The 19,094-nt window shown below is 66.6% G+C and carries 19 protein-coding genes; 10 read left to right on the top strand and 9 right to left on the bottom strand.

The window, feature by feature from the left end:
• The first annotated feature begins 120 nt into the window (after window positions 1-120).
• The 5 genes from RIE32_06230 to RIE32_06210 are packed head-to-tail and all read left to right on the top strand — an operon-like array spanning window position 121 to window position 5,283.
• A complete protein-coding gene (locus RIE32_06230) occupies window positions 121-894 on the top strand; it encodes a GxxExxY protein (GenBank protein ID MEQ9095845.1) in 774 nt (257 codons plus the stop codon).
• A 36-nt stretch (window positions 895-930) separates the two neighbouring features.
• On the top strand, window positions 931-2,091 hold the full coding sequence (locus tag RIE32_06225) for a cysteine desulfurase family protein (protein ID MEQ9095844.1): 1,161 nt from the start codon (window positions 931-933) through the stop codon (window positions 2,089-2,091).
• A 60-nt stretch (window positions 2,092-2,151) separates the two neighbouring features.
• Complete coding sequence (locus tag RIE32_06220) at window positions 2,152-2,985, top strand: hypothetical protein (protein ID MEQ9095843.1); 834 nt, start codon at window positions 2,152-2,154, stop codon at window positions 2,983-2,985.
• A gap of 30 nt (window positions 2,986-3,015) precedes the next feature.
• Window positions 3,016-3,942 carry an ABC transporter ATP-binding protein gene (locus RIE32_06215; GenBank protein MEQ9095842.1) on the top strand — a complete coding sequence of 309 codons (927 nt, stop codon included), beginning with the start codon at window positions 3,016-3,018 and terminating at the stop codon, window positions 3,940-3,942.
• Window positions 3,943-3,969: 27 nt separating this feature from the next.
• Window positions 3,970-5,283, top strand: coding sequence for an MlaD family protein (locus tag RIE32_06210; protein ID MEQ9095841.1), 1,314 nt, complete (start codon window positions 3,970-3,972; stop codon window positions 5,281-5,283).
• Window positions 5,284-5,296: 13 nt separating this feature from the next.
• On the opposite strand, the gene RIE32_06205 is transcribed toward RIE32_06210, so the two are convergent.
• Both RIE32_06205 and RIE32_06200 read right to left on the bottom strand, forming a co-directional pair.
• Window positions 5,297-7,240 carry a peroxidase family protein gene (locus RIE32_06205; protein MEQ9095840.1) on the bottom strand — a complete coding sequence of 648 codons (1,944 nt, stop codon included), beginning with the start codon at window positions 7,238-7,240 and terminating at the stop codon, window positions 5,297-5,299.
• Window positions 7,241-7,403: 163 nt separating this feature from the next.
• Complete coding sequence (locus tag RIE32_06200; protein MEQ9095839.1) at window positions 7,404-8,144, bottom strand: GC-type dockerin domain-anchored protein; 741 nt, start codon at window positions 8,142-8,144, stop codon at window positions 7,404-7,406.
• Between the two features lie 126 nt (window positions 8,145-8,270).
• On the opposite strand from RIE32_06200, the gene RIE32_06195 reads away from it, so the two are divergent.
• Both RIE32_06195 and RIE32_06190 read left to right on the top strand, forming a co-directional pair.
• Window positions 8,271-9,473: a thiolase family protein gene (locus tag RIE32_06195; protein ID MEQ9095838.1), complete on the top strand. Its 1,203-nt coding sequence runs from the start codon at window positions 8,271-8,273 to the stop codon at window positions 9,471-9,473.
• On the top strand, window positions 9,470-10,168 hold the full coding sequence (locus RIE32_06190; protein MEQ9095837.1) for an Abi-alpha family protein: 699 nt from the start codon (window positions 9,470-9,472) through the stop codon (window positions 10,166-10,168). The genes RIE32_06195 and RIE32_06190 overlap by 4 nt, the downstream gene beginning before the upstream one ends.
• A gap of 19 nt (window positions 10,169-10,187) precedes the next feature.
• Here the strand turns inward: RIE32_06190 and RIE32_06185 are convergent, their stop codons facing one another.
• Window positions 10,188-12,512: a DUF1028 domain-containing protein gene (locus RIE32_06185; GenBank protein MEQ9095836.1), complete on the bottom strand. Its 2,325-nt coding sequence runs from the start codon at window positions 12,510-12,512 to the stop codon at window positions 10,188-10,190.
• A gap of 230 nt (window positions 12,513-12,742) precedes the next feature.
• Here RIE32_06185 and RIE32_06180 point away from each other — a divergent pair, with 230 nt between their 5' ends.
• The 3 genes from RIE32_06180 to RIE32_06170 all read left to right on the top strand — a co-directional run bounded on the left by RIE32_06180 (window position 12,743) and on the right by RIE32_06170 (window position 14,511).
• The gene (locus RIE32_06180) at window positions 12,743-12,958 is read left to right on the top strand and encodes a hypothetical protein (GenBank protein ID MEQ9095835.1); all 216 of its coding nucleotides are present in this window, start codon (window positions 12,743-12,745) and stop codon (window positions 12,956-12,958) included.
• A gap of 351 nt (window positions 12,959-13,309) precedes the next feature.
• Window positions 13,310-13,945: a Fe(2+)-trafficking protein gene (locus RIE32_06175; protein MEQ9095834.1), complete on the top strand. Its 636-nt coding sequence runs from the start codon at window positions 13,310-13,312 to the stop codon at window positions 13,943-13,945.
• A gap of 320 nt (window positions 13,946-14,265) precedes the next feature.
• The gene (locus RIE32_06170; protein MEQ9095833.1) at window positions 14,266-14,511 is read left to right on the top strand and encodes a hypothetical protein; all 246 of its coding nucleotides are present in this window, start codon (window positions 14,266-14,268) and stop codon (window positions 14,509-14,511) included.
• Window positions 14,512-14,909: 398 nt separating this feature from the next.
• Here RIE32_06170 and RIE32_06165 read toward each other — a convergent pair whose 3' ends face one another.
• From RIE32_06165 to RIE32_06140, 6 genes are all read right to left on the bottom strand, one after another.
• Window positions 14,910-15,740, bottom strand: coding sequence for a hypothetical protein (locus tag RIE32_06165; GenBank protein MEQ9095832.1), 831 nt, complete (start codon window positions 15,738-15,740; stop codon window positions 14,910-14,912).
• Window positions 15,741-15,827: 87 nt separating this feature from the next.
• Entirely contained in the window at window positions 15,828-17,459 is a 1,632-nt protein-coding gene (gene groL, locus RIE32_06160; GenBank protein ID MEQ9095831.1) for a chaperonin GroEL, read from the bottom strand.
• Between the two features lie 91 nt (window positions 17,460-17,550).
• Window positions 17,551-17,784 (bottom strand): hypothetical protein, encoded by a 234-nt coding sequence (locus tag RIE32_06155; protein MEQ9095830.1) that lies wholly within the window; start codon window positions 17,782-17,784, stop codon window positions 17,551-17,553.
• A complete protein-coding gene (locus RIE32_06150) occupies window positions 17,781-18,026 on the bottom strand; it encodes a hypothetical protein (GenBank protein ID MEQ9095829.1) in 246 nt (81 codons plus the stop codon). Before RIE32_06150 ends, RIE32_06155 begins: the two co-directional genes overlap by 4 nt.
• Window positions 18,027-18,049: 23 nt before the next feature.
• Complete coding sequence (locus tag RIE32_06145; GenBank protein MEQ9095828.1) at window positions 18,050-18,370, bottom strand: co-chaperone GroES; 321 nt, start codon at window positions 18,368-18,370, stop codon at window positions 18,050-18,052.
• Between the two features lie 139 nt (window positions 18,371-18,509).
• Window positions 18,510-19,019, bottom strand: a complete 510-nt coding sequence (locus RIE32_06140; protein MEQ9095827.1) for a hypothetical protein — start codon at window positions 19,017-19,019, stop codon at window positions 18,510-18,512.
• Window positions 19,020-19,094: the final 75 nt, after the last annotated feature.

Here is a 19,094-nt window from a genome sequence, read left to right as displayed (position 1 = left end):
CGAGCAACGCGGCCGTCCCCGGGCCGCCGGGCCCGCGCGTCGCATGGAACGAGGCCCCCATGGGGGGCGTACGGCAATCATCCACGTCCCTGACCGGACACATTCTTTGGAGCCCTTCAGATGAGCAACGACAGGCGAGACTACGACGACCGGGGTGAGTATCGGGGTGGCCGGGGCGGCGGCGGCGGCGGGGGTCGCGGCCGCGGCGGACGCGGACGCGGCCATGGCGGTGGTCACGGCGGCGGCCGAGGGCGGCACGGCGGCGGCCGCGGGCACGGGCGGGGCCACGGCGGGCATGGGGGCGGGCACGATCGCCAGGGCATCCCGCTGAGCGCGCTGGACCCCGAGCTGACCGACATCAGCCGGCGCGTCATCGGCTGCGCCATCGAGGTGCACAAGGCGCTGGGCCCGGGCCTGCCCATCGAGATGTACAACAAGGCGCTGCAGATCGAGATGAAGGAGGCGGGCATCGAGCACGTGGCCGATCGCAAGATCGACGTGACCTACCAGGACCAGCTCGTCGGCCAGGTCACCGCCTCGCTGTTCGTCGAAGACCGCTTCATCGTCGACCTGGTCGCCCGGCCCGGCGAGGTGGGCACGGGCGAACGCCTGCAGACGCGCGCCAAGCTGCGGGCGTTGGAACTGGAGCTCGGCCTGATCATCAACTTCGCCCAGCGTCGCCTCAAGGACGGCCTGGTCCGCGTCTTGAACCCCGACCAGCTCAAGGAGCTGCTCGAGGAGCGGCAGAAGGCCCAGGAAGAAGAGGAGTACGAGGACGACGAGTACGAGGATGAGGACGAGTACGAAGACGAGGAAGACGACGACGAGTACGAAGACGACGACGAAGAGGATGAAGAAGACGAAGAAGAGGACGAAGACGAAGACGACCGCTGATCCGGTCGCCGGCGCCTCCTGAGGAACCCCGCCCCGGTGCACGCCTACCTGGACAACAACGCGACCACGCGACCGCTGCCCGAAGTGGTGTCGGCCGTGTGCGAGTGCCTGGAGAACTGCTGGGCCAATCCTTCCAGCGTGCACCGACCCGGGCAGTCGGCCCGGGCCCGCATCGAGCAGGCCCGCCGGAGCGTGGCCGACCTCATCGGCGCCGGCCAGCGCGAGATCGTCTTCTGCTCGGGCGGCACCGAGAGCTGCCAGATGGGCATCCGCGGAGCGCTCGAGCAGTGCGAGAAGACCAACGGTCGCAGGGTGCTGGTCACCAGCGGCGTCGAACACCCGGCCGTCCGCGAACTGGCCAGGGGCCTGCACGAGTGCGGCAAGGCCGAGACCCGCTGGCTGCCCATCGGGCCGGGCGGGGCGATCGATCTCGACGGCGCGCGCACGCTCATCGATGACCAGGTCGCCGTGCTCAGCGTGCAGTGGGCCAACAACGAGACGGGCGCCATCCAGCCCGTGATGGAGCTTGCGCAGCTCGCGCGCGACGCCGGCGCGATCGTGCACGTCGATGGCACGCAGTGGGTGGGGCGCATGGACACCGACGTACGCGAGTGCCCGTTCGACATGCTGACCTTCAGCGCCCACAAGTTCCACGGGCCCAAGGGCATCGGGGCGCTCTGGATTCGCCGGGGCGTAAAGCTGTGCCGCCAGGCCCCCGGCTCTCAGGAGCTCGGCCGGCGGGGGGGCACCGAGAACGTGCCGGGCATCGTGGGCCTGGGCGAGGCGGCCCGGGGCGCCAAGCAGTGGCTGGCCGACCCGGCACACCGGGAGCGCATCGCGGCCCTGCGCGACGAGCTGGAGCGGGGCGTGCTGGAGCGCATCGAGGGCGCCTGCGTCAACGGCCCGCGCGACCCGAACCAGCGGCTCTGGAACACGACCAACCTGGCCATTCCCGGCGCCGACGCCGAGATCATGCTGCTCACGCTGGCCGAGATGGGCGTGTGCGTGTCGGCCGGGTCGGCGTGCAGCAGCGGCTCGCTCGAGCCCAGCCCGGTGCTGTGCGCCATGGGCCTGGATAAGAAGAAGGCCGCCGGCTCGCTACGGATAAGCCTGTCCCGGTATACGACGCAAGACGAGGTCCGCTTCGCCGTCGAGTCGATCGTCGAGGCCCACCAGGTCGTCACCGCAACCGTATAGGGAGCCCCACGTGTCGCGTGTGCCGCCGCTGACCGGCTTCTGGGCGGGCTACCCTGCGGCATGAGCGACAATCCCTACGCCCAGCCCAACGACTTTGCCGGCGGCCCCGAATACCTCGAGCCCAAGACCAGCATCCTCGCGGTCTTCGCGTTCGTCATCTCGCTGGTCGGCCTGATCGCCTGCTGCATCCCCGGCGTTGGCCCGTTGGGATTGCTGCTGGGCGTGCTGGCGCTGGTGCTGATTTCGACCTCGGGCGGGCGCAAGAAGGGCGGCGGCCTGGCCATCGCGGCCATCGTCATCGGCTTGATCGCTGGTGCGATCAACATCGCCATCGTGTTCGGCGCCGCCGCCGCGGGCCGGGAATGGAGCGGTCTTGGACGCCTGGTCGAGGCGGTGGAAGCCCGGGATCTGCAGGAAGCCCAGAGCTACATGGTCAGCTCCCAGGCCCAGGTGCTCGACGAAGCGATGATGGATGACTGGGGCGATGCCCTGAACGCCGAGTACGGCTCGATGCAGAGCCGCCCCGAAGGCATGTGGGAGCTCATCCAACTGGCCATCGAAGTTGGGCCGAGCATCGAGACGGCCCAGGCCGATGCCGGACAGGTGTATTCGCCCGCGACCTACGCGGCGGCCCCGCTGGCCCTGCCGTTCGATCAAGGCACCGTGCTGTTCATGGTGATCATTCCCAACCAGGGCAGCAGCGGGGGCGCGGTGGTGTACAACATCGCCTTCCAGGCTCCCGACGATTCGCTGGTCTGGCTCATCCCCGTCGCACCGCAAAGCGCGCCCTCGTTGCCTGGTGGGTCGCTTCCCCCGACGGACCCAGGCGATCCGGACGACTCAGCCGGCGAAGCTGGCGAGGACGAGACCGGCGAAGGCTCGGGCGAGGGCTGAGCAGTGCCGCCGGGCAAACAGGATGGCCCGGTGCTGCGTGTTCGAGGCCTGCGAAAGAGCTTCGACGGGCGCGAGATCCTCCGTGGCATCGACCTGGACGTGCAGCCGGGCGAAACCATGGTCATCATGGGCGGCTCGGGTTCGGGCAAGAGCACGCTTCTGCGCCTCATGATCGGCTCGCTCAGGAGCGATGCGGGCTCCATTACCTTGTTCGGCCAGAACATCTGCGGGCTGGGCGAGGACGAACTGAACAAGGTCCGCTTGAAGTTCGGCATCCTCTTCCAGAGCGGGGCGCTGTTCAACAGCATGACCGTGGCCGAGAACGTGGCCCTTCCCTTGCAGGAGCACACGCGGCTGAGCCAGGAGATCATCGACATCCAGGTCAAGATCAAGCTCGAGCAGGTGCAACTGCGTGATGCGGCGGACCTGTTCCCAGCGCAGATCTCCGGCGGCATGAAGAAGCGGGCCGGGTTGGCGCGTGCGATGGCCCTGGATCCCCAACTGTTGTTCTGCGACGAGCCCAGCGCGGGGCTCGACCCGATCACCAGCGCCCAGATCGATCGCCTGCTGCTCGATCTCACTAAGAAGCTGGGCATTGCCTGCGTCGTGGTGACGCACGAGATGGACTCGGCCTTCGCCATTGCCGACCGCATGGCCATGCTCGACAAGGGGCGGATGCTCGCGGTCGAGTCCAAGGCCTGGTTCGAGCGGGTGCGGGATGTTGCCGAAGACCAAGTCGAATCGCTCAGCCAGGATGAACAGATCATTCACCAGTTCCTGAAAGGCTCGGCCGAAGGCCCCTTGAGTGACCGCCAGAGTGACAGCGATTGGGAGCAGGACATCCTGGGCGTGCGACCGGGAGTGCCCGGCATGCGCAGCGTGGAGCCGTCGCGTATCGTTCCCAGGACCGAAGACGAAAGCGTGCTGCAACGGCTTCGGCGGATCCTGCAGGCCTGATGCACGCTCGAAGGGACGGGGACGCCAATGCCGCCGGCACGTGGACGAAACGCGATCGTGGGGGCGTTCTTTATCGCTGCCGTGGCCCTGGCGGTGCTGGTGACGGCCATCCTGAGCGACCTGTCGGCGGCGCTGACGCCGACGAAGTCCTACGTCGTGCGGTTCGAGCTTTCGGATAACGCCGGACTGCTGGCCCCGGGCGCCGAGGTGCGCGTCGGCGGCATGAAGGTGGGCAGTGTGAGTGAAGTCGAACTGGCCGATGAAGGCGGCGCGGCCCGCGCGCTGGACGTATCCATCGACATCGACAATGACTTGATGCTGCACGAGGACGCGATCGTCCGTCTTGAAGTGCCGCTGCTTGGCACGGGGACGGTCGTGAACTTCATCAGCGTCGGTGCAGGCCAGCCGCTGGCCGAAGGTGGCATGGTGCGTGGCCGCCCCTCGCCGGGGCTGCTCGCCCAGACGGGCTTGAACGACCAGGACATGGAGAACATCCGTCGATCGATCGAATCGCTGGCCCAGACCAGCGAGCGCGTCAGCAGGATCCTGACCGATATCGAGCCCGACGTCGGGCAGGCGATGGACCAGTTGACTCTCGCGCTCGACGACGCACGCTCGATCACCGGCGATCTTCGCGAAAGGCTGCCGGGCCTGGGCGACCAGGTCGACGGTACGCTGAGCGAGATCCGCGAGAGCATCGATGTGTGGACCGCGCTCGCCTCCAGGCTCGACGAGCGCACCGTCGAACTGGGCGAGGTCATCCAGAGCGTTCGCGGCACGATCGATGACAACCGCCCGAACATCGATCGCGTGCTGGCCGACCTGGCCGACATCACCGCGCGAACGAATGAAGAACTGCTGCCCGCCGCCATGGACACCGTCGAGAACGCGCGAGCCGCCAGCGCCGATGGCCGCGCGCTGGCGGCCGACGCGGCGATGTTGCTGGAAACCGAGACGCCGGGCATCCGTCGCGCGCTGGCCAACCTGCGTCTGGCCAGCGATCAGGCCAAGCTGACGATGCTCGAAGTGCGTCGCAGCCCGTGGCGGCTGTTGCAGCGTCCCACGACGCGCGAACTCGAAGGCGAACTGATCTACGACGCCACGCGCTCGTTCGCTCAGGCCGCCAGCGATCTCCGCGCCGCCAGCGAGAGCCTGATCTCGCTCAGCACCGACGATCGCGGACCGGTCGATCTTCCCGGCCGCCAGCGGGCGATCGAGGAACTCCACGAGCAGTTGATGAGCAGCTTCACGCGATACCGCAAGGCCGAGCAGGAATTGCTCGACCGCGCCCTGGAACTCGGCGCGGGCGAAGCCGCCGGGCCAAGCAACCGCGGCGGCTAAGCGATATCAGGCATCAGTCGCAGCCGGCATCGAAGGCGTTCTGGAACACCAGGAAGTCGAAGATGTCCAGCACGCCATCGTCGTTGAAGTCGGCCTTCAGGTCTCCCGCGTCGAAGAACGTCTGGAACGCCAGGAAGTCGAAGATGGTCAGCGTGCCGTCCTCGTCGAGGTCGGCCGGGCATCCCACCGGCGCCATGAACGCGTTGTCGAGGATTTCGTCGCCGATGCTGGTATGCCGACGGATGATGGTTGAGAGGGTTTGCTGATTGACCGTGTCCACGAGATCGGTGGGCAGGTATGCCTCGTACCAGAACCGATCGCCATCGCGCAAACGGGTGAACTGGTCGGCCAGCACCGCCTTGAGCGTCTCGCCCACCATGGCGCCGGGCGCGGTGTCCTCAACGAGGAATCCGACCCAGGGATCGATCTGGTCGCAGTCCGCATAGACCGATGCGAGCTTGGCCTGCATCTCGCTGTCGCTGGTGACCCCCGCGAAGTTCGAGATGCGCTCCAGGCCGTAGGCCTCGCGGACGGAGTTGAAGTCGGGCAGGCCGTGATCGCGGCCACGCTGGATGTTCAGGGCTGCCAGGTCGAACCCGCCGTCGCCCGGGATGCCAAAGAGGAAGTTGCGCACGTCGGAGATGATGTGGGCGTCGAGCTGCTGGGCAGGCTTCATGGCCATACCGCGCAGGATGCTGTCGATCCCGTAGCGACCAATGTGCGTGGGCTGGAAGAACGCCTGGGCGAGCGACAGGTGTCCCTCGTCGGCCTCGGTGCCGTCGCTGTTCATGCGCGGCAGGAAGGCGGGCAGCATCGAGTGCCCCATGCGGAACGCGGCCGCGGCGAACATGTTCGAGATGCTCGGGTCCACACTTGAGTCGTACCCGGCGTACGGGGGCAGGGCATCGGGCCCAAGCAGCAACGGGAGGAACTCGTTGTAGGTGATCGCCTGCATGATGCCGCCCACGATTCCGCGGGCGCGCTCGTAGACCTCGTCGCCGGAGAGCGTCGGGTTGGCCGCACGGATCTGGTCGGCCCAGTAGTTGTGCTCGCGTACGAACAGCGTATGGATGGCCGTCAGCGAGACCTGCTCGTTGCATCGCACGTCGCCGGCAAGGAAGAGCGTGCGATCGAGGTGGGTGGGGGCGTTGGGGAACTGGTTGACGTTGTACGGCAGCAGATCGCCGTCGCTGGTCTTCATCCGGCCCGTGCCGTCCAGCGCGCGGAGCTCGTCTGCCCGCTGGTTGTCGGCGCCGTAGACGTTCGAGGCGTCGATGAACGCGGTCAGACCGTTAATCTGCTCACGTGGGCCGGCGCTCAACTGGTAGCCCGAGCGGTCCATCTCGATAAGCTGCGACCCCGAATGATCGGGATCGAACCACGGATCACCGGTCGGTACGACGATGTCGAAGCGTTCGATCGGCACGGCGATGGGCGTCTCGTCCATGTCGTGATCGAGGAACTGGCCCCAGAGCCAGAACATGTTCGAGTTGCCCACGTTGCTGGGCATGTCTTCTCCCGCCTGATCGGCAATGGCCTGGCTGATGGCGCGGGCGCTCGAGCCGTCGGCGCGCGCAGGGATTCGACCTGCGCCGTCGCCATACGCCGCGGGAGCCTTGCGCAAGAACGGCTGGCCCGTCGAACCCAACCACGGCACCACCGGGTTGTTGAATCGGCCGTGGATGGTGCGGAATTCATCGGGATACGTTGCGGGATCGTCAACGCCCGGGCCGTTCGGGTTGCCAAGGGGCAGCGCCGGCATCCAGCGCGAGACGTAGCCCCGCTGCACGAGCGAACTGCGCCGGCCCGGCATTTCGGGGCGGTTCTGCAGCACCGGATCCGCCGGATCACGCTGGACCGAGGGATCGTCGGCCGGCGCGTCCTGTGCCCATGCCGGTCCGCACAGCCCTGCCGCCAGGAGCAGCCCGCCCGCGGTCATCACGCTCTTCGCATCCATCGCAGCTTCCTCTCCCACGTTCGACCAACCCCATCGGCGTCGGTGTTCTCCAATATACCCGAATCGTTGGGGGCGCTCAAGACCAGAGCGCGGGCCGGGCGTCCGGCTCATGGAGCACAAACGCTACGAATGGAAGAAAGATGCAGTTTTTGTCCGATAACATTCAGCATTCGGCATTGAAGGCGGTCTGGAACGCCAGAAAATCGAAGAGCGTCAGGCTCAGATCGCCATCGAAGTCGGCCGTCAGGTCCCCGGCGTCGAAGGCCGTCTGGAAGGCCAGGAAGTCGAACACCGTGGCCGATCCATCGCCGTCCAGGTCGATCGGGCAGCCGGCGGCCTCGGCCCGGGTCCGCACCATCCATGTGCCGTTGAACGGGCTGTCGCTCATCCGCAGGATGAAAGGGGCCGCGCCGAGGTCGGTCAGCAATTCCCCGTCGTAGAACAGCCAGCTATGGGCGCCGAGGGTGTCCTGATCCATCCGCGCCACGGCCTGCCGCTGCGGCACGAACGCGGCAACCGCGACGAAGAACCCCCCCTCGCCCACGTGCGTCGGGCGAATGGCGTACGTCGCAAAGGTGCTCGTTGACGTCGCTCGCGACGCGTGCGAGGCCGCCGAGAGCAGGGTGGCGTTCGTTGGGTCTCCGTCGCCGTCCGGGTCGCCGTACACCAACACCGTAATCGGCGTGCCCACGGGCAAGCTGCCGGGGAACGACACGCTCACCTCATTCAGCCACGGGCACCCCGCGTCGGCTAGGAAGTAATTGCCCCAGGTGACCACCGCATCGAACTCGCTGGGTCCGATGGTGAACCCACCCGAGCCATCGTCGAGGGCGTAGTCGGGGCACTGGGCGAACGCGGAAACGGCGGAGAACATCACGGCGGCGAGGGAGGTTGGTGCTTTCATGGGCCCAGCGTACGCGTCCTTCGGCTCTATACTGCCCCCCGGCCCTGCCGCATCCGGCCGATACCCAAACACCGCCGCCAGAGGTCCGATCGCCTGTGGCGTGCCTTTTCCTCGGAGAAAGCCCGCATGAGCAACCAGCCTGTTATTGTCGCCGCCAAGCGCACCCCCATCGGCAAGTTCTTCGGCAGCCTCGCCAGCACGCCCTCGCCCCAACTTGGCGCCTACGCCATCAAGGCCGCGATGGAGCAGGTGCCGGCGCTCAAGGGCGACATGGTCGACGAGTGCGTCATGGGCTGCGTGCTGCAAGCCGGGCTTGGCCAGAATCCCGCCCGCCAGGCCGGGCTCAAGGCCGGCTTGCCCGACACGCTTTCCGCCAAGACTATCAACAAGGTCTGCGGCTCGGGCCTCGAGGCCGTCATGATGGCTGCTCAGTCGATCAAGGCTGGCGACAACGACGTCGTCGTCGCCGGCGGTATGGAAAACATGACTGGCTCGCCCCACTTCAGCCACGTGCGCATGGGCGTCAAGTTCGGCGACACCAAGCTCGTCGACGTCATGGCCCACGACGGCCTGCGCTGCGCCTTCGAGTGCTGGATGATGGGCGACGCGGCCGACCACATCGCGCGCAAGTTCGACGTCAGCCGCGAAGAGCAGGACCGCTTCGCCGCCCAGAGCCACCAGCGCGCCGAGAAGGCAACGAACGAGGGCTGGTTCAAGGACGAGATGGTCGCCCTCACCGGCGAGCAGCTGGGCAACCGCAAGGTCCCCGGCCCCGAGGGCGGCTGCAGCACCGACGAGGGCATCCGCCCGGGCAGCACCGCCGAGGGCCTGGCCAAGCTGCGCCCGGCCTTCAACCCCAAGGAGGGCACCGTGACCGCCGGCAACGCCAGCCAGATCAACGACGGCGCCGCGGCCACCATCGTGATGAGCGAGAGTAAGGCGAGCGAGCTGGGCATCAAGCCCATGGCCAAGGTCATCGCCTACGCCACCAGCGGCGTGTCGCCCAAGGACATCTTCGCCGCCCCGATCACCGGCGTGCAGAACGTGCTGAAGAAGGCCGGCCTGAGCGTCGACGACATCGACCTGTTCGAGCTCAACGAGGCCTTCGCCGCGCAGGTGCTCAGCAACATCAAGGAACTGGGCATCAGCGAGGACAAGCTCAACGTCGCCGGCGGCGGCATCGCCCTGGGCCACCCCATCGGCGCCTCGGGCACCCGCGTGCTGACGACGCTGCTGCACCAGATGCAGCGCACCGGCGCGAAGCGCGGGCTGGCTGGCCTGTGCCTGGGCGGGGGGAACAGCGTGGCGATGGTGGTGGAGGCGGTGTGAGCGATCTGGCAATCGTTGCTGGCGCGGCGGGCGCAGGTTTCGGCGTTATGAAGCCCATGGCCGAAGCCGCATCTGACCTTGCGCGGCGATTGCTGGGTCGGCCGTTCGAGGTTGCCGGCGAAATGCTTGGCGACCAGATCTATTGCTGGCAGTGCGTGAACCGCATCAAGATACTCGACAAGCTAAGTGCAAAGGTGAGGGAGTCCAATACTCCAGTTGAAGCCCTTCCTCCAGGGTTCCTAGTTCCGGCATTGGAAGCTGCAGGAAACACGGATCACGAGGGTCTTCAGGATCTTTGGGCGAACTTGCTACACAGCGCTATTGAGAATTCGGACGATCAGTCCCCCATGTATGTCTCAATCCTCAGGCAGATGGGCGGCGCAGAGGCGTTGTGGCTAAGCGATAACGTGGGCGAAGTTCGGCGAGGCATGCATGCCATAATGACGCTGGAGGGCGCCTTTCAGCCGGTGGTATACAGACTGGTAGCGTTGGGAATTCTTGAGCACCCGAATCCCCAGTACGAAGCGAAAGAAAGTCGAACTGTCTATCCCGGGGTCGACCCTTCAAAGCAACAGCAAAACAAGATCACGATTCAGGAGAAGCATGGCTTGGGCTTGGGTGGTGTTGATACCGTAAGACTATCTAGGCTCGGACTCTATTTTTGCGGGGCTGTGGGCCTGCTGGATCGAAAGTAGAATTGCTTCTCGATACTGCTCAGCACCCCGCATCAAACGCATTCTGAAAACACAGAAAATCAAAGATATCCAGCGACCCCGACCCATCGCAATCCGCGATCGGGTCACTCGCGTCGAACAGGTTCTGGAACGCCAGGAAGTCGAAGATCGTCAGCGAGCCGTCGCCGTCGAGGTCGGCGTAGCAGCCGCCGGTGACCTCGAGCACGGGCGGGGGCATCAGCGTCACGGGGCGTGCGCCCGCGTCGGCGATGGTGATCGTGATCTCGGCCAATCCCGCCTCGCTCGCGGTTGACGCGGTGAGCTCGACCTCCCACACGCCGCCGCCGAGCGACACGGGCGTGCCGACGTCGATGCTCGGCGCGCCGGCGATCGTGATCTGCGGCTCGGCCATGCTCATGTCCGCCGCAAGCCCCTGCCAGTCGCGCAGCTCGATGCGCAGCGTCGAGGTCTCGCCCGCCGCGATCACCGGCGGGTCGAGTTCCGCCTCGCTCCGCACCGCGTCGGCCAATCCAACCAGGTCGCTCCGCCAATCATCGAACAAGTCGCGAAGCTGGAACACCGGATCCGGGTCGCTCCGTCTTGCATTGGCGATGTTGAAGTTCATGAAGTACTCGCCAGCCCCGCAGCCCGGGCCGGGGGCGAAGGTGCCAGCTTGATTCCCAACTACCGCGATGTTGCTGCCGCTGGTGCCCACCAGTTCATCGAACCCGTCGCCGGTCAGGTCCGTCAGCGTGAAGCTGCGCGGCAGCAGCCCGGTCCCGGTCGTGTCGACCAGTTCCAGCGCACCGCCCTCGACGCGGAACGTCATCAGGTCCGCCGCCAGATCGCTGACGGCCACGGCTAGCTCCGTGGCGTCCGGGCTGGTCACGCTACCCACGGCCGCCCAGTTGGGCGTGCGCGGCAAGGGCGCGGCCAGCTCGGTGAACGCGGCGCCGTCGAGGCTCACGACCACGGCCAGGCGGTTCGAGCGATTGACGCCGACGAGTTCGTCGCGTCCATCGCCGTCCATGTCGGCGGCCGCCAGGGCCGTGCTGTCGATGCTGCTCGAGCCCACCGGGCCGAGCGCGATGCCACCGGCGCCGTCGTTGAGCACGGCCACGATCAGCCCCGCGCTGGTGACGTAGCCCACGTCGTCCAGCCCATCGCCGTTCAGGTCGCCCACCGCCCACCGACGCGGGTCGCCCGCGAACGAGAGCGGCTCGACCGTGAAGCCGCCGGCCCCGTCGTTGCGCAGCAGCGCCGCCTGCCCGCCGCTGGCCGCGCCCACGAACAGGTCGCTCGCCCCGCCGTCGCCGCCAAGGTCGATCGCCAGCAGCGCGCCCTCGCCCGCCGCGATGCTCGTACGCACCGGATCGGCAAAGCCACCCGTGCCATCGCCCGCGCCCACGGCAATCGCCCCGGCGTTCGTGTCGTGCGCAATCAGGTCATCGACGCCGTCGCCCGTTACGTCGGCCAGCAGCAGGCGCTCGGCCCGGCCAAACCGCGCGTCGAAGCTCGGATCCAGCAGCACCGGCATGTCGCCCAGCACGTCGCCGGCGTTGGCGCGCGTGGCGATCCGATCGCCCAGTTGGTCGGCCACCAGCACGTCGGCCAGCCCGTCGCCGTCCACGTCGGCCACGGCGAGGTCGCGCACCGGCGGGTCGGTGAGGTACACGCCGTTGCATGCGTCCACGTCGCCCGTGCGCGCGATCATCATGTAGCCGATGTCGGCGCTCTTGAGGAAGCCCACCGGGGGCGTGCCGCAGGGAATCGGCAGCGGCGGACACGAGCACCGCGCGTCACCGCCGACCGCTTGCGCTGCTTCCATGCCGGCCATCAGCTTCTCAGCCAGGTCGCCGGGTGTACTGATGATCGCCTGCACCGCGTCGTCGACGACGGCAGGCCCGGTCAGCAGGTTGCCCTGCACGGCGTAGAAGATGCCATCGTCCATGCCAGTGAGCTCGCCAGTCAGCCCGCCCGCCCAGGCGCCCGCGCCGGTGCCGCTGAACGTGCCCGTGCCGCCGGTGATGTCGACGATGCCGTACTGACGCGTCTGGTGCCCGGGGTCGAAAGTCGACAGGTCGGCCAGGATCTCTGCGGGCGTCAGGCCCAGGGCAAGCCCGTCGCGAATGCGCACGCGGTTGCGGCCCGTGCTGTCGACGAAGCTCTGGGCCGTCGCGGCGCCCACGCCCGTGATGATCACCGGCGTGTTGGCCCGCAGGTCGAAGCCCGTCAGGCAGGTGGCGCTGCCCAGTGCGATCTCGCCCGTCCGCGTGTCGACCAGCAGGATGGACCAGGTGGCGTGGGCCGAACCCGCGCAGGCGAGCAGGGCGGCGGCGGCCAGGGCGGTGGGGGTGCGGGCCATAGTTCATCTCCCTTCGGATTCGGGCCTCGAACAAGGCCCGGACTCGCACAGCATACCACAAAAGCCCGCCGCCACGAACGCCGTTGGACGCGGGTTTCCGGCGTTGGGGATGGGAAATCTCATTATGAGACGAGATTCAGCGGGGGTTCATCGCCCCTGCGCGCACGCCACGCATCATTCTGAAGTTGACAAGACCAGCTTTGGCAGCCGCAACCGAGGGGAGGACCGCCATGGCCGACCGCAACGACACGCCAGACCGCAAACCGGACCGCAAACCAGACCGCACGCCCGATCTCGAGCAGGGGACCTGGACCGATCCGGACACCCTGCCGGCCGAGGACGAGCAGCGCGCCGGCAAGAGCGGCACGCACACGGGCAACAACCGGTCGGCCGGCGACACCCCGCCCGCGTCGAGCGCGGGCTCGGCTTCCAACGCGCGGACGTGACCGCCCGGACGCTCCAGATTTCACTATAACCAGCGGCGGTCGGGTACTTAGGGAGAGCCTGGCCGCCGCTGTCTTATCTATCGCTTCGCCAGCGGGGCCTTCCGCCTCGCGGGGCTCGGCGTGACCCGTCTTGACGCCTCGGTGGCGAGCCCGTGGGAGCTTCGCCTCGTCGGGCCGAGCCCTCCTGCGGCGAGGGAGAAGCGGGAGAAGATGGGGTAGGTTGAAGCCTCGGTCGACGCGGAAGGTTCCGCAAGTGTGCCCGCGACTGTGCCCATTGCCCGATGCCTCTCCCTGCCCCAACCCGTACGATGCCCCTCGGGCCTGCGGGCCCGCGTAACCGCAGGAGGCATCATGGATCTTGAAACCCGCATCGCCCAGTTCGAGAACATGTCGCGGGAGGACCCCGACAACGACATGGCCCACTTCTCGCTGGCCAACGCCTACGCCCAGGCCGGCAGGCACGAAGACGCCGCCGCCAGCTACATGCGCTGCATCGAGCTCAACCCCGCCATGAGCAAGGCGTACCAACTCGCCGGCGAGCAGCTCATCGAGGCAGGGCAGACCGAGGAAGCCACCGAGCTCCTGACCACCGGTTACAAGAGCGCCACCGAGCGCGGCGACCGCATGCCCGCCACCGCCATGAAGGGCATGCTCGAGAAGCTCGGCGCGCCCGTGCCCGAGGTGCAGGAGAAGAAGCCAACCGCCGAAGAGCTCGAAGAGGGCGACTTCCTCTGCCAGCGCACCGGCAAGCGGGGCCACCAGCTCCCGCGGCCCCCCTTCAAGGGCCCCATCGGCCAGTGGATCTACGAGAACATCAGCAAGGAGACCTGGGACGCCTGGATCGGCCAGGGGACGAAGGTCATTAACGAGCTCCGCCTGGACCTCAGCCAGGACAAGGACGCCCAGATGTACGACCAGCACATGTACGAGTACCTGGGGCTCGACGAGGCAACCCTCGACCAGCTCCGCGCCGGCTCGGCGAGCTGAATTCCGTTCAAGGGGCCGACCGGAACGCCCGATAGCAGGTGCACGGGCGTTCTTCGTTGGCATAGCGCCCAAGTACATTTCCCGAATGGCGGGGCCGCTTCTTTTTCCAGATGGGGAAGCGGCCCTTGTCCATTTCATCGGGGTGGACAATTCGCTTTCAAGCCGCGGCCTCAACGGCCCGATACCCCGGGCAGGCGTCCGTACTCAGCGCCACAGTTCCTATTCCACAGTCGCAAGCCGCTCTGCCACGGGACCAGAGCGGCTTGTGCATTAGGGACAACCCGCCGATCCCGGGCCCTCCGGTTGCCGATACCTAAGGCATGCCCCTCTTCGACGCGCCGTCGCCCCTCGAAATCACCGTCGCCCTCCTGGTCGGCCTGGTGGGCATGGCCCTATTCATCTACGGCAAGAAGGCCGAGCGCCCGGCCATCCTCGTCGCCGGCCTGGCGATGTGCGTGCTGCCCATGCTCGCGCACGGCGTGCTGGCCCAACTCGCCCTGGCCGCGGCGTGCGTGGTGGGGGGTGTGGGGCTGGGACGGGTGTTCGAGGGGGGTGGGGTGGCGTGAGGGGTGTAGAGTTTCGTACAGGACCCGAGCGGCGGCAGAACTGTCGTCGTCGGTAGGACCCACGGTGTGGTTTGGCCTGATCGCGTTCTCTGTGATCTGTCTGCAGTACGTCTGCGAGATCGTCAGGCATCATTTTGATGCCGGAAAGGAGGCGCTTATGAAGGCAAACCGTTTGACTGGACTCGCGTCACTCAACACCTGTTGTGCGATCGGGGCCAGCTACGCCGCGGCAATCCTGCCGCCGTCCGGGCCTTGATGATGGATTGGGGATCATCCGTAGTTTGAGCGTGATTTTCTCTTGACGCTTTCGACTTCTGACGATATCATACTTGAGGAGCCCTGCGCGTTGCGAAACCTCTCGTATTGCGAGAGGCATTAGTAGCGACCGTGGGGTTCTCTCATTTCAAGCCCTCTTCGCGTTCACGCTGCTTGGACAAGAACCTCCAATGGCGGTATGGCTGGTGCCATCGATTGCGGACATCTCCATCCGTTCCGGTCGTGATCCCGACATTGAAGTGTGGGCGGATCTGCTGGATCCGCGTATTGATCGACTTGTAGACGGCCTCCTTGGCCAGGGTTCGGTTCCCCCTGCGTAGCTGGCCCTCGGGCTTGGCTAGGTGCAACTTGTTGAGCCGGAAGTGCATGCTCCCCAGGATGACGTCGAGCCCCTGAAGGATGACGTGGTCGTGGGAACGGACTTCGCCGATCTGTTCATTGGCGAAGTGGATCCCGGCTCGGCGGAACTCGGGCTGATCGGACAGGCGAGTGATGTAGTTCTTGAACGTGCGTTTCTGTTGGATGGTGCCTGGCATCTGATCGATCAGCAGGCGGAGCCGGATGGGATCCGATGCAAGGTTGGAATACTGCAAACCGAACGCGTGCTTGAGAAACTGGTAATACAGGATCCAGTACCGGTTCATCTGGTGCTCTTTGGTCAGGCCGGTCGCGCGATAGAGGTTCTGCGTGAACATGATCCGGACCTTCAGAAAGTCCTGAGAGACCAGGTCCATGAAGCAGTTGGCGAACTCGATGTACCGTTCGCGGTACGCCGCCGAAACCTTCGTCCATTTGATCTCGCCCAGGAGGTTGAGTTCGGACCGTTTCGCATCGAGCATGGCGGTGACGCGCTCGAGATCATGCGAGCGACAGAGCACGCCGCCATAGAAGTTGCTGAACAATGAACCATCGCTGCTGGACTCATCCGTGTAGATGATGTATTCGCGGCTCAAAGGCTTCTCCCCACGCGCAGGGGCGACTGTAGCGCAAAAACAAGGGCAGCCGAAGCTGCCCTTGTGAACACAAGTACTGCGTCTCAATCAATAATCAAAATCATCCCCACCCGCCATCGGCACCTTCGCCTTCTTCTCCTTGCGCTCCACCACCGCGGCCTCGGTGGTCAGCAGCAGGCCGGCGACGCTCGCGGCGTTCTCCAGGGCCACGCGCTCGACCTTGGTCGGCACGATCACGCCCATCTTCACCAGGTCGCCGTACTCGCGGGTGAGCGCGTTGAAGCCGAAGCTCGCGTCGCTGCTCTCCTCGACCTTGCTGGCGATGAGCGAGCCCTCCAGGTCGCAGTTCCTGGCGATCTGCTTGATCGGGGCGCTCAGGGCCCGCCACACGATGTCGACGCCCAGGCCCTCGTCGCCGCCGGCCTTCTTGCGCAGGGCGTCCAGCTTCTTGCGGGCGCGGAGCACGGCCGTGCCGCCGCCGGGCAGGATGCCCTCTTCGACGGCCGCCCGGCAGGCGTGCAGGGCGTCCTCGACGCGGGCCTTCTTCTCCTTCATCTCGACCTCGGTGGCCGCCCCGACGTTGATCTGGGCGACGCCGCCGGCCAGCTTGGCCAGGCGCTCCTCGAGCTTCTCGCGGTCGTAGTCGCTGCTGGCCGCGTCGATCTGGTGGCGGATCATGTCGATCCGGCCCTTGATGTCGGCGCTCTTGCCGGCGCCCTCGATGATGGTCGTGTTGTCCTTGTCGATCACGACCTTCTTGGCCCGGCCCAGCTCGCGCAGCTCGAGCTTCTCCATGTCGATGGCAAGCTCTTCCATCACGGCGGTGCCGCCGGTCAGGATGCCGATGTCCTCGAGCATGGCCTTGCGGCGGTCACCGAAGCCCGGGGCCTTGACGGCGGCGACCTTCAGGACGCCCCGCAGCTTGTTGACCACGAGCATGGCCAGGGCGTCGCTGTCGACGTCCTCGGCGATGATCAGCAGGCTCTTGCCGCTCTCGGCGACCTTGCCCAGGATTGGCACCAGGTCCTTGGCGCTGCTGAGCTTCTTCTCGTGGATCAGGACGTAGCAGTCCTCGAGCACGCACTCCATGTTGGCCGCGTCGGTGACGAAGTGGGGGCTCAGGTAGCCCTTGTCGAACTGCATGCCCTCGACCAGCTCGACCTCGGTGTCCAGGCTCTTGCCCTCTTCGACGGTGATGACGCCGTCCTTGCCGACCTTGTCCATCGCCTTGGCGATGATGTCGCCGATCTCGGCGTCCTGGTTGGCGCTGCACGTGCCCACCTGGGCGATCTCCTTGCTGGAAGAGACCTTCTTGGACATGCTCTGGAGCTCGGCGACGATGGCGTCGACGGCCTTCTCGATGCCGCGCTTCACCTCGTTGGCGTTGGCGCCGGCGGTGATGTTCTTCAGGCCCTCGCTATAGATGGCCTCGGCGTAGATGGTGGCGGTGGTGGTGCCGTCGCCGGCGTCCTTGGAGGCCTTGGAAGCCACGCTCTTGACCATCTGGGCGCCCATGTTCTCGTAGGGATCTTCGAGCTCGATCTCCTTGGCGACCGTCACGCCGTCCTTGGTGACGGTGGGGGCGCCGAAGGACTTCTGGATCGCCACCACGCGGCCCGAGGGGCCCAGGGTGACCTTGACGGCCTGGGCGAGTTTCTGCACGCCGCGGAGGATCCGCTCGCGTGCGTCGTTGTCGTATGCGATGTCTTTCGCAGCCATGGTTCACACTCCCAAAGTTCGTTCGCGGCCGTGTGGGCCGGTTGTGTGCTCGTCGTGCCCGCGGGCGTCGGCCCGGGCGTTGCGATTCGTACTACTTATTCAACTGGGGCGGACCGATCCGCACCCATGCCACGCTCTGTGCGTCGATGATGGCGATGCTCTGGCCGTCGGTGACCTTGACCATGTGGTCGCCCTCCTCGGGCACGAGCATCGCGTTTGGCACCAGCAGCAGGGCGCCCTGCTCGCCGGTATGGTGGAAGGCGAACGTGGCGTCACGCCCGCCGGTGAGTTCCTTGAGCGCTGCGCGCAGCTCGTCGGTGGTCAAGACGGGATCTCCTCGATATGCCGGATATACCGGACTTCGTCAGCGTCGATCAGCATGCTCGATCGTGAGAGTGCGAGCGTGCCGTATCCCGTGCGACCATTGACGCGAAGCGTGTTGTCACTGACGGCCTCATAGCTGGCGTCGGATGCGGCAACGTAATAGGTGTCCGCATCGAGGTCGAACTCGACGATCCCGCTGTTTGGCAGGCTATCCAGGTATGCAGCCATCTCGTAGGCAGTCATGCGCGCTCCAGCCTTGAGGCGACTCAGCCCTCGAGCACCGCCAGCACGTCGCTCTCGGTCATGATCAGCAACTCGTCGCCGTCGAGCTTGACCTCGGTACCCGAGTAGCTGCTGAAGATGATGCGGTCGCCCTTCTTGAGCTCCAGCGGCACGCGCTCGCCGGTCTCGGTGTTGAGCGCGCCGTCGCCGACGGCCTCGATCACGCCGGTCTTGGGGCGGTCCTTGCTGCTCTCGGGCAGGAAGATGCCCGAGGCGGTGACGCTCTCGGCCTCGTCGCGGCGGACGATGATCTTGTCGTGCAGCGGGCGGATGTTCAGCTTCTTGCGTGTTTTCGTGGCGGCCATCGTTCAAACGCTCCTCTGCGAAAGGCCCGATCGCAACGGGCACTGGGTTGGGTCTTGCGAATCGATCCTGAAACGGGCCCCGCCCCGGAAGCCGCCCCGCCCTCCACGGCGTTCGGCTCCCGGCACGTGCCGGTGGTTCTCATGTTGCGTCGGGCGACGCTCCGGGCCATTGCCCCCGATAGTGACGCGCCAGGACGCGGCGCAGCACCTCCAACAGCAGTTCGACGTCTCGGTGGTGGCTCGGACGATCGACCACCGCGAACGCGTCGGCGAGCAGCGCCCGCATCGACTCGCGGCTGGCTTCCCGGGCCGTCCTCGCCCGGCGGATCACGATCGTCGGCGGCCGGTGCTCGCTGCGACTCAAGAGCTCCAGCAGCCGCAGCCCGCCGTCCTCGGCCGATCCCGTATCCAGCGGCAGGGCCAGGTCGACCACGGCCATGTGGATGGGCGTGGCCCGGATGACCTCCGAGGCCTCCCGCCCGCTGTGGGCCCGCACGGTTCGGACGCCCATGGGCGCCAGCAGCGGCGGCAGCCGATCGGCCCACGACTGGTCGGGCCGGCTGGCGTCGCTCAGCAGCAGGTTCAGCCGGGCCGGGCCCTGGGCCGAGCCGTTGCCGGGCGTGTTCGGGATGGGAGCCGAGGGCTTCACGCCCTGCTGCTTACAAGCCGCGTGCCCGGAGGCGAGATCCGCGAGACCCCCGCCAGGGCCTCGGTAGCGGGGGTG

It is taken from the genome of Phycisphaerales bacterium, from assembly GCA_040221175.1.
Lineage (GTDB): Bacteria > Planctomycetota > Phycisphaerae > Phycisphaerales > UBA1924 > JAHCJI01.
The sequence above is the reverse complement of the archived record's forward strand: the minus strand, read 5'-3'. Positions and strand labels throughout refer to the sequence as shown.

Coding starts and splice junctions, on each gene's coding strand:
- groL (MEQ9095831.1), bottom strand. CDS start 17,459: ATGGCTGCGAAAGACATCGCATACGACAACGACGCACGCGAGCGGATC.
- RIE32_06145 (MEQ9095828.1), bottom strand. CDS start 18,370: ATGGCCGCCACGAAAACACGCAAGAAGCTGAACATCCGCCCGCTGCAC.
- RIE32_06180 (MEQ9095835.1), top strand. CDS start 12,743: ATGGCCGACCGCAACGACACGCCAGACCGCAAACCGGACCGCAAACCA.
- RIE32_06185 (MEQ9095836.1), bottom strand. CDS start 12,512: ATGGCCCGCACCCCCACCGCCCTGGCCGCCGCCGCCCTGCTCGCCTGC.
- RIE32_06170 (MEQ9095833.1), top strand. CDS start 14,266: ATGCCCCTCTTCGACGCGCCGTCGCCCCTCGAAATCACCGTCGCCCTC.
- RIE32_06200 (MEQ9095839.1), bottom strand. CDS start 8,144: ATGAAAGCACCAACCTCCCTCGCCGCCGTGATGTTCTCCGCCGTTTCC.
- RIE32_06175 (MEQ9095834.1), top strand. CDS start 13,310: ATGGATCTTGAAACCCGCATCGCCCAGTTCGAGAACATGTCGCGGGAG.
- RIE32_06205 (MEQ9095840.1), bottom strand. CDS start 7,240: ATGGATGCGAAGAGCGTGATGACCGCGGGCGGGCTGCTCCTGGCGGCA.
- RIE32_06210 (MEQ9095841.1), top strand. CDS start 3,970: ATGCCGCCGGCACGTGGACGAAACGCGATCGTGGGGGCGTTCTTTATC.
- RIE32_06230 (MEQ9095845.1), top strand. CDS start 121: ATGAGCAACGACAGGCGAGACTACGACGACCGGGGTGAGTATCGGGGT.
- RIE32_06220 (MEQ9095843.1), top strand. CDS start 2,152: ATGAGCGACAATCCCTACGCCCAGCCCAACGACTTTGCCGGCGGCCCC.
- RIE32_06150 (MEQ9095829.1), bottom strand. CDS start 18,026: ATGACTGCCTACGAGATGGCTGCATACCTGGATAGCCTGCCAAACAGC.
- RIE32_06195 (MEQ9095838.1), top strand. CDS start 8,271: ATGAGCAACCAGCCTGTTATTGTCGCCGCCAAGCGCACCCCCATCGGC.